12 protein-coding genes are annotated in these 12,269 nt (G+C 52.1%); 11 read left to right on the forward strand and 1 reads right to left on the reverse strand.

The window, feature by feature from the left end:
• The first annotated feature begins 129 nt into the window (after window positions 1-129).
• From S7A_RS03880 to S7A_RS03910, 8 genes are all read left to right on the forward strand, one after another.
• On the forward strand, window positions 130-942 hold the full coding sequence (locus tag S7A_RS03880) for a DUF3289 family protein (protein WP_009088119.1): 813 nt from the start codon (window positions 130-132) through the stop codon (window positions 940-942).
• Window positions 942-1,421: a DUF943 family protein gene (locus S7A_RS03885; RefSeq protein ID WP_009088120.1), complete on the forward strand. Its 480-nt coding sequence runs from the start codon at window positions 942-944 to the stop codon at window positions 1,419-1,421. Before S7A_RS03880 ends, S7A_RS03885 begins: the two co-directional genes overlap by 1 nt.
• Window positions 1,422-1,834: 413 nt before the next feature.
• Complete coding sequence (locus S7A_RS21400; RefSeq protein WP_158000249.1) at window positions 1,835-2,011, forward strand: hypothetical protein; 177 nt, start codon at window positions 1,835-1,837, stop codon at window positions 2,009-2,011.
• Window positions 1,989-2,912 carry a kdo(2)-lipid IV(A) palmitoleoyltransferase gene (gene lpxP, locus S7A_RS03890; protein WP_009088122.1) on the forward strand — a complete coding sequence of 308 codons (924 nt, stop codon included), beginning with the start codon at window positions 1,989-1,991 and terminating at the stop codon, window positions 2,910-2,912. The genes S7A_RS21400 and lpxP overlap by 23 nt, the downstream gene beginning before the upstream one ends.
• A 218-nt stretch (window positions 2,913-3,130) precedes the next feature.
• Complete coding sequence (locus S7A_RS03895) at window positions 3,131-4,273, forward strand: alanine racemase (RefSeq protein ID WP_009088124.1); 1,143 nt, start codon at window positions 3,131-3,133, stop codon at window positions 4,271-4,273.
• 135 nt (window positions 4,274-4,408) lie between these two features.
• Window positions 4,409-4,804, forward strand: a complete 396-nt coding sequence (locus S7A_RS03900) for a hypothetical protein (RefSeq protein WP_009088126.1) — start codon at window positions 4,409-4,411, stop codon at window positions 4,802-4,804.
• Window positions 4,805-5,566: 762 nt separating this feature from the next.
• A complete protein-coding gene (locus tag S7A_RS03905) occupies window positions 5,567-6,211 on the forward strand; it encodes an oligosaccharide flippase family protein (RefSeq protein ID WP_009088127.1) in 645 nt (214 codons plus the stop codon).
• 432 nt (window positions 6,212-6,643) lie between these two features.
• Window positions 6,644-7,261: a trimeric intracellular cation channel family protein gene (locus tag S7A_RS03910; RefSeq protein ID WP_009088129.1), complete on the forward strand. Its 618-nt coding sequence runs from the start codon at window positions 6,644-6,646 to the stop codon at window positions 7,259-7,261.
• On the opposite strand, the gene ligB is transcribed toward S7A_RS03910, so the two are convergent.
• Window positions 7,199-8,950, reverse strand: coding sequence for an NAD-dependent DNA ligase LigB (gene ligB / locus S7A_RS03915; protein WP_009088130.1), 1,752 nt, complete (start codon window positions 8,948-8,950; stop codon window positions 7,199-7,201). The genes S7A_RS03910 and ligB overlap by 63 nt on opposite strands.
• A 239-nt stretch (window positions 8,951-9,189) precedes the next feature.
• On the opposite strand from ligB, the gene gmk reads away from it, so the two are divergent.
• The 3 genes from gmk to spoT are packed head-to-tail and all read left to right on the forward strand — an operon-like array spanning window position 9,190 to window position 12,269.
• Window positions 9,190-9,813: a guanylate kinase gene (gene gmk, locus S7A_RS03920; protein WP_009088132.1), complete on the forward strand. Its 624-nt coding sequence runs from the start codon at window positions 9,190-9,192 to the stop codon at window positions 9,811-9,813.
• Window positions 9,814-9,867: 54 nt separating this feature from the next.
• Window positions 9,868-10,143: a DNA-directed RNA polymerase subunit omega gene (gene rpoZ, locus S7A_RS03925; RefSeq protein WP_003851346.1), complete on the forward strand. Its 276-nt coding sequence runs from the start codon at window positions 9,868-9,870 to the stop codon at window positions 10,141-10,143.
• A 20-nt stretch (window positions 10,144-10,163) separates the two neighbouring features.
• A complete protein-coding gene (gene spoT / locus S7A_RS03930) occupies window positions 10,164-12,269 on the forward strand; it encodes a bifunctional GTP diphosphokinase/guanosine-3',5'-bis pyrophosphate 3'-pyrophosphohydrolase (protein WP_009088134.1) in 2,106 nt (701 codons plus the stop codon).

The following is a 12,269-nucleotide window of genomic DNA, read 5'->3' on the forward strand; positions in this document are numbered from 1 at the left end:
CTTTAGAGTGGTAGCTTTATGAGCTGTACTGTAATAAACAAGGGTTCAGTTTTTACAGATGTAGCGATTCTGAAATATTTAATAATTTTAAAATTGAGTACGAAATATTGATATCACAAGGAGGTTATCATGTCAGTATTAACGTTGCCTGCTACGATCTATCAAACAAAGCATAAGTTTAACGATTATAGTACTGATGATATGAAGTGTGGTGATCTTACTGAGAAGCAACTCAGAGGCGATTTGGGTCTGGATGATGTTTCTGATGTGGTTGATCCCTGGACTGGAAAAGAAGTATCAATCTTCAACTCATTCCGGGATACCCGTCAAAAATCCAGAGCAGAAATGGCTGAACTTCTTTTCAATGAGTTTCTTCGTGTTTCTATGCCTGCATATTATCTTGGACAGCACCAAATATTCAACAATCTTATAAAGCATCTTTATCACGGCAATGGAAAGATTTATTCCAGCCCTTTTCTTGATAGCGCATATAAAAATCTAATTTTGAGCGGACAATCTTCGCCACTTTCCCCCCTTACTGTAATTAAGTCTTCATTAGATAAGATTCTGTTTTATGGACAAAAAAGCTTATCAGATACAGATAAAGATTTAATAACACAGGCTTTAAGAAATTCGATACTTCCCAAGTTCAATAGATGGGCTGACAGCTTCAATGGATTAGGCATGTCGATACATGATATTCATGCTACAAACATACAGATAAATCAGCTCGATATAACTGATAATGGTTATGTAGCAAAAATAACATTTACAGGGCAAGATCATCTCGGCCTCGATAAAAATGACATCATGAATCCTAAGTTTCATTTTATCAGAGCGTTTCGTATTTGGTTTGTCCTTCAAAGATGGGAACGCTTCGCTTTCAAACCTTTCTTAACAAATATGAAAGCTGAGTTTGAAATAAATAGCAGGAGAAATTAATGAGATTCAAAAAGAGTACAGTTTTCATAGTGGCATTGACAATGTTAGCATTATTTTATGTTAGCTTCTTTAATTCTCCAAAAGTGCTAGCAATTCATGGTTCTGATACCAGAAAAGATTTTTTGGTTAAAAACATGCCTTTCTCAGATAGTGATAAAATAAAATGGTGGGATAAAAATGGAGTCAACACCATTTTTTCCCGTGAAACCTACAATGTTTCAATCTGGAAATCCGATGGTAAGTATCAAAAGCTCGCTCCTAAAAACTCAGGTGCTTTTCCAGACCACGACACTGACTACTTACTGTGCTTTGATGACATGAAATCAGATGAAAATTGTATAGACAAGTCAAACTGGATTATGGACATCACTAAAACAAAAGATGGATACACTTACTACCGACTTGATGGCGAGTCTTACTATCGAAAACCTTCCGGTGAACTGGTCAAAGGTGAGCGATTTACGACAACCATTAAGTAAGCTTGTTAGCCGACGAGCTTGCAGCAGTGCTCACTGAAGAGTGACTTGGTGAGAAAAATCAAAATATCAAAATAAATCAGTTACTTAATTTATATGCATTACTAATTTCAAACAATCAACCTTCAGATTCTTAATATTGAGTAAGCCTTTATATGGTGGAAAGTGAGTAAGCGTCAGCGATGGCAGCTTACTCACATTTTGTACAAGGTGGGCTGAGATGTAGTGGTATACAGAAGGATAGTGCTGCTTAACTGCCGCATAATTTCGTAAAGATAGATAAATAATCATTTCCGGACTGTTCCTGAACGGTCATTTGTCACGTTTTTCCTTTCAGAACTACATCTTCTAATGCACTGAATTAAGGAGACTTTTCTATAAAATCCTCTTCTGAACACCCTCAATGCGCTCGCTCCATGAAACTGGTCAATCCTGTGGAGTCAGTAGTTTCCCTTTCTTTGAAGGCACTTTTTGATAAAGTGCTGGTCGAAATCAGTACAGCTGTAGCGCCTGGAGACTTTATGGAAGTGTTCTTTATGCGATGCATCCATTTATCTCATGAAGGTTTTAATGAAAAACACCGGAAAATTTAGCAGCTCGCTGCTGCATCCGCGTTATTGGTTTACCTGGTTTGGTCTTAGTGTGCTGTGGCTCATCGTCCAGCTCCCCTACCCTCTTCTTATGCGTCTGGGTGCCGGTGCAGGCAAGATCTCCCGTCATTTCCTGCAGCGCCGCGAGCGCATCACCCGCCGGAATATTGAACTCTGCTTTCCGGGCATCAGTGAAGAAAAAACAGAGGCGATGATCGCCGGCAATTTTGCCTCGCTGGGCATGGCCCTGGCAGAAACCGGTATCGCCTGGTTCTGGTCCGATCGTGCCGTAAGGCGTCTGTTTAATGTCACCGGGATGGCGAATCTTCATGCGGCGCAGAACGAAAAGCGTGGCGTGATGCTGATTGGCGTGCACTTCATGTCGCTGGAACTGGGCGGTCGCATCAGCGGTCTCTGCCAGCCGATGATGGCGATGTATCGCCCGCATAACAATCAGGCGATGGAGTATGTACAGACCCGGGGTCGGATGCGCTCAAACAAAGCGATGATCGACCGTCGCGACCTGCGCGGTATGGTGCATGCGCTGAAACAGGGTGAATCGGTCTGGTTTGCACCGGACCAGGATTACGGCCCTAAAGGCAGCACCTTTGCGCCACTGTTTGCGGTAGAAAAAGCCGCCACCACCAACGGGACATTTGTCCTGTCGCGTCTGGCGAAGCCCGCGATGGTGCCGATTATGCTGATTCGTAATCCCGATAATTATGGCTACCACCTGATCATTGAACCGATGCTGGAAAACTACCCGCATACGGATGAAGCAGCGGCAGCGGCTTATATGAATAAAGTCATTGAGAATCAGATCCTGCGAGCGCCTGAGCAGTATCTCTGGCTGCATCGTCGCTTCAAAACCCGGCCACCGGGTGAAGCATCGCTCTATGTCTGAGTTAACGGATAAAGCAGGCCACGCGCCTGCTTTATTTTTTCAGCTTCTCCTTCCTGCAGTCTGACTTTCGCGCCTTCTTCCGTTTGCCTGCCGGGCTTTGCTTAACCTGTTCCTGTCATTTCTGCTGTCCGGCCTCACGCGGCGAGTGGGCAGACTGGTATCAGATCGTTAATTCAGCAATCATAAACACCCTTATTACCTCAAGGCCGGACCTTCATATGGATATCAACGATAAACAGCAGTGGCAGCGTCCGCTGATTGATGACCGCCTCACCCCCTATATTGAAGTGGATGCAGCGCGACTGGAGCAGAACCTGCAGCAGATGCAGCAAAAAGCACAGGCGGCAGGCGTTGCGCTTCGCCCTCATATCAAAACGCATAAAAGCGTCTGGATTGCTCAGCAGCAGCTTGCGCTCGGCGCACAGGGCGTCACCGTTTCTAAACCCAGCGAAGGCATCACCTTCATTCAGGGTGGCATTCGCGATCTGCTGTTAGCCTATCCGGTGGTGCAACCACAGAGCGTGGCAGAATTACTGCGTCTCGCCGTGCATTACCAGGCGAAGGTCACACTGATTGCGGACAGACTGCAGGGTGTGGAGGCGATAGCTGCGGCCTGGCAGCAGCAACCGCAATGCGAACTGGCGGTGGCGATTAAAGTTGATGTTGGATTACACCGGATTGGCGTCAATCCTGAGAGCGATGAAGCTGTGAAGATAGCGCAGGCGTTGCAGCACAAAGGGTTACGTTTTGCCGGACTAGTGTCGCATGCCGGTCACGCTTATGGTGCCGGTGAGGCTACGGCCATTGCTGAGATTGCCCGACAGGAAATGATCCTGATGCTGCGACTGCAGGCAAAATTGCAGGCTGCCGGGTTTGGCGACTGCCCTGTTTCTGTCGGCTCAACCCCGACCGCGCTGGCGGCAGATATTGCGCCCGGCACCAGGGAAATCCGGCCCGGCAATTATGCCCTGCTGGACCTGACCGCCTGCCGTCTCGGTTTAAGCCGCGTCGATCAGCTGGCAATGAGCGTGATTACCCGTGTGGTCGCGGTGAACGATCACTTTGTGATTGTGGATGCAGGATCAAAAATGCTGAGTTCGGATAAAGGGCCGCACGGCACCAATGCCAGCGGCTTTGGCATTGCCGTGGATGAAGCAGGTCAGACCTATGAGGTTACGAAACTATCCGAAGAACATGGGTTCCTGCTCTATCAGCATCATCGCCCTGAAGTCGGCACGCTGCTGCGCATTTTCCCCAATCACAGTTGCGCCGTAATGGCCCAGTCAGATGGCTTTGTTCTGCGTCACGCCACCGGCCAGAGTGAAGAACAGGCGGTGTCTGCGCGCGGTAACTTCATCTGAATCCGTTGCAGACAGCACCTTACGCTGTCTGCGCCCTGTACGAAACCCTGCCAGCACCACACTTCTGTCGTTACAACGTTTTAACATACCGGTGGCCGTGCTTTAATGCTTTTTTGCTTCTCCCCCGGAGGTTATATGCTCTCCTCGCGCACGCTGAGCCTGACGATTCCGCGCCACTGGTTAGATCTCTATGAAACCATCTGGAAGCCCGAATTTTTTCCTAAGTGGGCTTCCGGCCTGACGCACAGCGCGTTAGAACCTGATGGCAATCGCTGGCGTGCTAAAGGCCCGCAGGGAAATGTGAAGCTCCGTTTCTCGCCCCATAATCCGTTTGGTGTGATGGATCACTGGATTGATAGCGGCTCTGGCAGAGAGATTTACGTGCCTATGCGCGTGATAGCGAATGAACAGGGCGCCGAAGTGATGGTGACGGTCTATCGCCAGCCATTTACCTCTGATGAGAAATTTAAGCAGGATATTGAATGGGTTAGCAACGATCTGGAAAAACTTAATCATTTGCTGACTCAGTAAATCAATAACTTAGCGCGATTTCTTTCTGTAGTTATGGCTGGCCGGTAATGAAAAAAAACAGAAAAATTTGCGTGGATAAAGCATAAAGCACTTATCTGATTGATGACCGCGCCTTCACCATTAGTAACAACCCTGCTTAAGCTTCCCTTCCAGGAAAATTCCTGGGAAAACCCTGTCAGAAGCAGGGATTCCCCGGGATTTCAGGGCTTTTAATGTCTCCTGCATGTTTTGATTGTTTCCTGCACACATTAATCCTTAATCGGCGTTTATTATGCCACCACTGAGGATTTAATATTTATCATGCACAAAGTGAAACCATTTATTTCTGCGGCCCCGTTATCAGACTTTTCTTATGGTGTTAAATTAAATAAAACAATGTATAAATCATTTCACACACAGCAATACCCATAATGATAAAGCAGTAAAAAGTCATGGACCGCTCAGCGAATCTTTAAATGAAAGCGTTGAGTTTGCCGCAAGGATGCTGGCAGGAGAATATAAAACAACAACAGGATTTATTCGTGATCTGGCGGAATTCTTTGTGATAGCAGGGAATTCCGCCATGACACGAAACAGGGACTTTACCAGGGATACTTTCCAGGATTATTTAAAGCAGCACATAATAACAGGGCAAGCCTGATAAATTTTTCCAGGACTCCGCTCAGAAAGAATTGCACTCATTAACGGTGTCACAGCAATCATCTCTTGCCGTTGCACAAAGACAACATTCTCACAGAGTCGCCGGACTCTAACGAGTATATTATGGCAATACGCGAAAGCAGTCTTAATAGCGCAAAATGGTCTCTGCTCTCTTCCATTAAAATTATTGGCATCGGCGTTCTGCAGCTTTCGTTGCTGGCGCAGATTCTGCAGGCAAACGAACTGAACCTGCTGGCGATCGCCGTGATTGCTCTGCTGGCTATCGATACGCTGGCCGATCGGAGCTTCTCAAACTCACTGATCCGCCGCTGCATGCTCTCGATTAATGATCTGTCCATCCTTTACTGGGGGAATGTCCTGGTGGGTGTGGCAATATTTGGCCTGCTCTTTTCTGGCAGCCATCTGCTCAGTAACCTGTTTGATCAGCCCGAGCTGGCATTAATGCTGCAGATGGTCTCCGTGGTCTTTATTATTATTCCACAGGGCCAGCATTATCGTGCGATATTACAGCGCGAAAAACAGTACACCCGTATCGCCTTTGCGGAAACATCGTCAGTACTGGCCGGACTGGGCGTGACCTTATTTACCGTCTGGCTGACACCTTCCGTATTATGTGCAATCTGGGGTTATCTGGCGATGGCGTCTATTCGCATGCTGATTTACTGCTACTACGGTCGTTCATGGTTCCAGCCAGAATATCGTTTTAGCCTGAATGCCTTTGCTAAAATTCGTGCAAGAAACAAATAATATAATAAGTCTGTAAGGTGGGCTCTGAGCATCCGAAACGATGCGTTGGCGTGCTGTTAACCAGCACGCCTTTCTTTTTTATTGCGCCGGATATCTTTTCCCTCTGACCGGCTATTTCCTCTATCCTCACCTCTGCTTATTCCTTCCTGTCCGGATGAATCTCCGCCGGGTAGCGAAAAAGCCTTTGCGGTCACGACGTCCCCCGTTCTGCGTAAGCGCAATCCGGACAGAAACATGCCCCGGATCTCTGCGCCTTCATCTCAGATTTTCTCATGCGTTCAGCTCAGTCCGCTCGTCAGAGAGCCTTTATATGCTGACGCCATCGCTGGCTGGTATAAACTGCGCTCATCCCGGACGCCGCTCGCCAGAAAATCTCAGTCGCTGGCGCTAAGGTAATGCCGTAGCCTTGTCGCCGTCTCACTGGAGCCTGCTATGTTACTGACTGTTCTCTACATCATTGGTATTACCGCCGAAGCCATGACCGGCGCGCTGGCGGCCGGTCGCCGCAAAATGGATCTGTTCGGCGTCATTATTATCGCCTCGGTAACCGCCATTGGTGGCGGGTCAGTGCGCGATATTCTGCTCGGTCACTATCCGCTGGGCTGGGTAAAGCACCCTGAATACATCATGATCGTTGCGGCAGCAGCGGTGGTGACGACATTCGTGGCTCCCCTGATGACGCACCTGCGCAAAGTGTTTCTGGTGCTGGATGCGCTGGGCCTGGTGGTCTTCTCCATCATTGGCGCACAGGTTGCGCTGGATTCCGGACATGCCATGATTATTGCCGCCATCAGCGCGGTGATTACGGGTGTCTTCGGCGGCGTATTGCGCGACATGTTCTGCAATCGCATTCCGCTGGTGTTTCAGAAAGAGCTCTACGCCGGTATCGCCTTCGCCTCGGGCTGGATGTATATCCTGCTGCTGAAAACAACCCTGGCGCATGAAGCCGTCATCATCATTACCCTGCTGTTCGGCTTCTTTGCCCGTTTACTGGCGCTGCGCTTCCGCCTCGGTTTGCCCATTTTCAACTATCCCCATCCCGAGCATTGAGGAGGCGGGGATGTTCTGCTGCTGCAGGAACGCGATCACGGCCTGCAGCCGGGCATCATGAAACTGCGCAACGAGGCGCTTTGCCAGCGCAGCGCCAACGCCCGGTAGCGCCTGCCAGCCCGCCACATCCCGCTGCGTTAAGCTCTCCCACTGCTGATGGGGTAGCGACTTCAGGGCTTTACGCGGCAGTGAAATACCTAAGGCATCCACCCAGCGACGAAACGGCTGCTGACGGGTGAGATTAAAACGGTGCCAGAGCTGACCTGCCCGTTCCGGAGAGAGGCCTGTCGCGGTGGCGATCTGTTCCGGTGTTAACGTCAGCCAGCCAAAGAGGTGCGTCATTGCGCCGCTTTCCAGTAAGCGCAGCCAGGTGCTGCGCTCTACGCCCGGAATATTCAGCACCGCTTTCTGGCTGAGCCAGCGTAATTTTGCCAGCAGCTGTTTCTGACATGCGGCACTGAAGGTGAAACAGCTCAGCGGCGTATAGCGCGCCGCATCGGGAGGCTGAGGATAGTGCCTTTCTGCCACGCGCCAGATCACCCGCTCCAGCCGGGGAATACCCTGGCCCGCCAGGCTCAGCGTAATCAGATCGCCTGCAACGATGTCCATCTCCTGCCAGCGACGCAGCGATCCGACGCTGACCCGTCTGACGGTCTTATCATCCAGCTGAACCGGCTGCAGATTGAGAACCGCCGCGATTTTCCCGGTCCGGCCGATGGGGAAATCGACCGAGAGCACTTCCGCGCTCACTTCAGGAGGCTCATATTTCCAGGCAACGGCCCAGCTCCCCTCGCCCGGCAGCCAGTTTTTACCCGCAGGTCGCCGGGCCTGATGTACCACCACACCGTCAGTCACAAAAGGCAGCGCAGCATGGAACCAGCGCGTTCGCCAGGCGGCGACATCCTCTTCGTCGTTTACCCGGTGACTCCATTTTTCCGCCACACCCAGGCCCCAGCGGCTGAGTTGCTGCAGGCGTTCCGTCATTGCGGCGGGACCATCGGGCCAGGCCCAGATAAAAATATCGAGCGACTGGCGCAGCGGAGCCCGCGTTTTGCTCATCATGGCACCCGCCACCTGCGCGCGCGCATTCCTGCCGCCATCCGTTGCCTGCTGATGACCGGTCATCGACAGGAAGAGCTCACCCTGCAGCACCACCTCTTCAAAGCGGGTGTCGATATGCTGTGGGATCGCCGGAATCTCAGCGGCTTTACTCAGCCACTCTTCACCGCGTAAGCCATCGCCGCGACTCAACAGGGAAACCAGCCGGCCCTGGCGATAAACCAGCGAAACAGCAATGCCATCGACTTTCGGCTGTACCCAGAGATCGTGCCGTCCCTGCATCCAGTAGGCCAGAGCCAGCTTGTCCCGCAGCTTTTTCACGCCGGTATGCGCAACCGGATGCAGATGCTCTCCCTTGTGCGGCAGCTGCGATGTGTAAGCAGGCTGCGAAGGACTGAAGCAGTGCTGCCAGTGATTCAGGCGCTGCTGCAGCGCATCGTAATCGCTGTCCGCCACCGGGCTCTGCCCCTGCTGATAATAGGCCTCGTCCCAGTGTTGCAGCTGCTGCTGCAGGCGAGCGATCTCTTTCTCCGCCCGGATGGGGGTCCAGACCGGACACAGGGCGCTGTGCGCCGGACAGAGGACGAACCCCAGCGCCACCCCAAACAGCCTCCAGCCAACTCCTTTCATCTTCTCTCTCCTGAGGTTTTGTGGCATTCAACCTCAGGCCATCAGCAGCAGCCAGCGGCAATGTACAATGATGGAAGAGAGGCTGTCGTCATCTGCCCGCTATTGCAGCGGCACGACAGGTCATTGCGTCAGGATGCGCAAAAACTGGCTATTGCCGCTGCGCAAACGCTGCGTGGCAACCGGAAGCTGTGTATACTGTGCAGGAAATCGACTCCGCTTTTAATCAATTCAAGAAAACCATGGCTCAAGGCACGCTCTATATTGTTTCTGCTCCCAGCGGCGCAGGTAAATCCAGCCTGATTCAGGCACTGTTAAAGACCCAGCCGTTGTATGACACGCAGGTCTCTGTTTCGCACACGACGCGCGGTATGCGTCCGGGTGAAACCCATGGCGAACACTACTTCTTTGTTGAAAAACATGAATTTGAGCGGATGATTGAGGAAGAGGCTTTTCTCGAACACGCCAAAGTTTTCGACAATTACTACGGCACCTCACGTCAGGCAATTGAGCAGGTGCTGGCGACCGGCGTGGATGTTTTTCTCGATATCGACTGGCAGGGCGCGCAGCAGATTCGCGCGAAAATGCCCGGCGCACGCAGCATCTTCGTTTTGCCGCCGTCGAAAGAAGAGCTCGATCGCCGTCTGCGCGGTCGTGGCCAGGACAGCGAAGAGGTCATCACGCGCCGCATGGCGCAGGCCGTCGCGGAAATGAGCCACTACGCCGAATATGACTATTTAATTGTGAATGATGATTTCGATCTGGCGCTGTCCGATCTGAAAACCATCATTCGCGCAGAACGTCTGCGCATGGCACGTCAGAAGGCGCGTCACGATGCTTTAATCAGCAAACTGTTGGCAGTCTGAATACAGTTTCAGTATGATGCGCAGTCATTTCTTCATCTGTGGAGTAGCACACCTATGGCACGCGTAACCGTTCAGGACGCAGTAGAAAAAGTTGGTAATCGTTTTGACCTGGTGTTGGTCGCTGCACGTCGTGCACGTCAGATGCAGGTTGGCGGTAAAGATCCGCTGGTTCCGGAAGAGAACGACAAACCTACCGTTATCGCTCTGCGCGAAATCGAAGAAGGTCTGGTCACCAATCAGATTTTAGATGTGCGTGATCGTCAGGAACAGCAAGAGCAGGAAGCCGCTGAGTTACAGGCCGTTACCGCTATCGCTGAAGGTCGTCGTTAACAGCCACCTGCAGGTCGCCCTTGTATCTGTTTGAGAGCCTCAATCAACTGATTGAAAAATACTTGCCAGAGGAGCAGATCAAGCGCCTCCAGCAAGCCTACCTTGTCGCACGTGATGCCCACGAGGGACAGACACGCTCCAGCGGTGAGCCTTATATCACCCATCCGGTTGCCGTGGCCTGTATTCTGGCGGAAATGAAGCTCGACCATGAGACCCTCATGGCCGCGCTGCTGCATGACGTCATCGAAGATACGCCTGCCACTTACCAGGACATGGAACAGCTGTTCGGTAAAAGCGTGGCGGAACTGGTCGAAGGCGTTTCCAAGCTGGATAAGCTGAAATTCCGCGACAAGAAAGAGGCGCAGGCAGAGAACTTCCGCAAGATGATTATGGCGATGGTGCAGGATATCCGCGTCATTCTCATCAAGCTGGCTGACCGCACCCACAATATGCGCACCCTGGGGTCATTACGCCCGGACAAACGTCGCCGCATCGCGCTGGAGACGTTAGAGATTTACAGTCCGCTGGCGCACCGCCTGGGTATTCACCATCTGAAAACGGAGCTGGAAGAGCTCGGTTTTGAGGCCCTCTATCCGAACCGCTATCGGGTGATTAAAGAGGTGGTGAAAGCCGCGCGCGGTAACCGTAAAGAGATGATCCAGAAGATTCTTTCTGAGATCGATGGCCGTTTGCAGGAAGCGGGCATCCCCTGCCGCGTCAGCGGTCGTGAAAAGCATCTTTACTCGATCTACCGCAAAATGACGCTGAAAGAGCAGCGTTTTCACTCGATCATGGATATCTACGCCTTTCGCGTCATCGTGAAAGACCTGGATACCTGCTATCGCGTTCTGGGCCAGATGCACAGCCTCTATAAGCCGCGTCCGGGTCGCGTGAAAGATTACATCGCCATCCCCAAAGCTAACGGCTATCAGTCGCTCCATACCTCCATGATTGGCCCGCACGGCGTGCCGGTTGAGGTGCAGATTCGCACCGAGGATATGGATCAGATGGCGGAGATGGGGGTCGCTGCGCACTGGGCCTACAAACAGGCGGGCGAAAGTGGCACCACCGCACAGATTCGCGCCCAGCGCTGGCTGCAAAGCCTGCTGGAGCTGCAACAGAGTGCGGGCAGCTCATTTGAATTTATTGAGAGCGTGAAGTCCGATCTCTTTCCTGACGAGATCTACGTCTTTACGCCTGAAGGCCGCATTGTGGAACTGCCCACCGGCGCGACACCGGTGGACTTCGCCTATGCGGTTCACACCGATATTGGTCATGCCTGCGTCGGCGCGCGCGTCGATCGCCAGCCTTATCCGCTGTCGCAGCCGCTGACCAGCGGGCAGACGATTGAGATCATTACCGCCCCAGGCGCCCGGCCTAACGCCGCCTGGCTTAACTTCGTCGTCAGCTCCAAAGCCCGTGCCAAAATCCGTCAGCTGCTGAAAAACCTTAAGCGCGAAGACTCGGTCAATCTGGGTCGCCGCCTGCTCAGCCATGCGCTGGGCGGCAGCCGTAAACTGGCTGAAATCCCGGCTGAGAATATCCGCCAGGAGCTGGATCGCATGAAGCTGACCTCGCTCGACGATCTGCTGGCCGAGATCGGTCTGGGCAACGCGATGAGCGTAGTGGTGGCGAAGAACCTGCTGCAGGCTGACAACAAGACGATCAGCAACAGCAAACGCGGTAAGCTGCCGATCAAGGGCGCCGATGGCGTATTGATTACCTTCGCCAAATGCTGCCGCCCTATTCCTGGTGACCCGATTGTGGCCCACGTCAGCCCCGGAAAAGGGCTGGTGGTGCATCACGAATCCTGCCGGAATATTCGCGGCTATCAGAAAGAGCCCGAAAAATTCATGCCGGTCGAGTGGGACAAAGTCACCGAGCAGGAGTTCGTGGCGGAGATCAAGGTCGACATGTTTAACCATCAGGGCGCGCTGGCTAACCTGACGGCGGCGATTAATACCGCCGGCTCGAATATTCAGAGCCTGAATACCGAAGAGCGCGATGGCCGCGTTTACAGCGCCTTTATCCGCCTGACCGCGCGTGACCGCGTCCATCTGGCCAACATCATGCGGAAAATCCGCGTGATGCCGGATGTGATTAAAGTCCACCGTAACCGTAATTAG

The organism is Pantoea sp. Sc1, from assembly GCF_000255315.1.
GTDB classification, from domain to species: domain Bacteria; phylum Pseudomonadota; class Gammaproteobacteria; order Enterobacterales; family Enterobacteriaceae; genus Pantoea; species Pantoea anthophila.

Bases quoted from the DNA above. Each gene is read 5' to 3' on its own strand.
- S7A_RS03880 (WP_009088119.1), top strand. From the start codon at position 130: ATGTCAGTATTAACGTTGCCTGCTACGATCTATCAAACAAAGCATAAG.
- S7A_RS03885 (WP_009088120.1), top strand. From the start codon at position 942: ATGAGATTCAAAAAGAGTACAGTTTTCATAGTGGCATTGACAATGTTA.
- S7A_RS21400 (WP_158000249.1), top strand. From the start codon at position 1,835: ATGAAACTGGTCAATCCTGTGGAGTCAGTAGTTTCCCTTTCTTTGAAG.
- lpxP (WP_009088122.1), top strand. From the start codon at position 1,989: ATGAAAAACACCGGAAAATTTAGCAGCTCGCTGCTGCATCCGCGTTAT.
- S7A_RS03895 (WP_009088124.1), top strand. From the start codon at position 3,131: ATGGATATCAACGATAAACAGCAGTGGCAGCGTCCGCTGATTGATGAC.
- S7A_RS03900 (WP_009088126.1), top strand. From the start codon at position 4,409: ATGCTCTCCTCGCGCACGCTGAGCCTGACGATTCCGCGCCACTGGTTA.
- S7A_RS03905 (WP_009088127.1), top strand. From the start codon at position 5,567: ATGGCAATACGCGAAAGCAGTCTTAATAGCGCAAAATGGTCTCTGCTC.
- S7A_RS03910 (WP_009088129.1), top strand. From the start codon at position 6,644: ATGTTACTGACTGTTCTCTACATCATTGGTATTACCGCCGAAGCCATG.
- ligB (WP_009088130.1), bottom strand. From the start codon at position 8,950: ATGAAAGGAGTTGGCTGGAGGCTGTTTGGGGTGGCGCTGGGGTTCGTC.
- gmk (WP_009088132.1), top strand. From the start codon at position 9,190: ATGGCTCAAGGCACGCTCTATATTGTTTCTGCTCCCAGCGGCGCAGGT.
- rpoZ (WP_003851346.1), top strand. From the start codon at position 9,868: ATGGCACGCGTAACCGTTCAGGACGCAGTAGAAAAAGTTGGTAATCGT.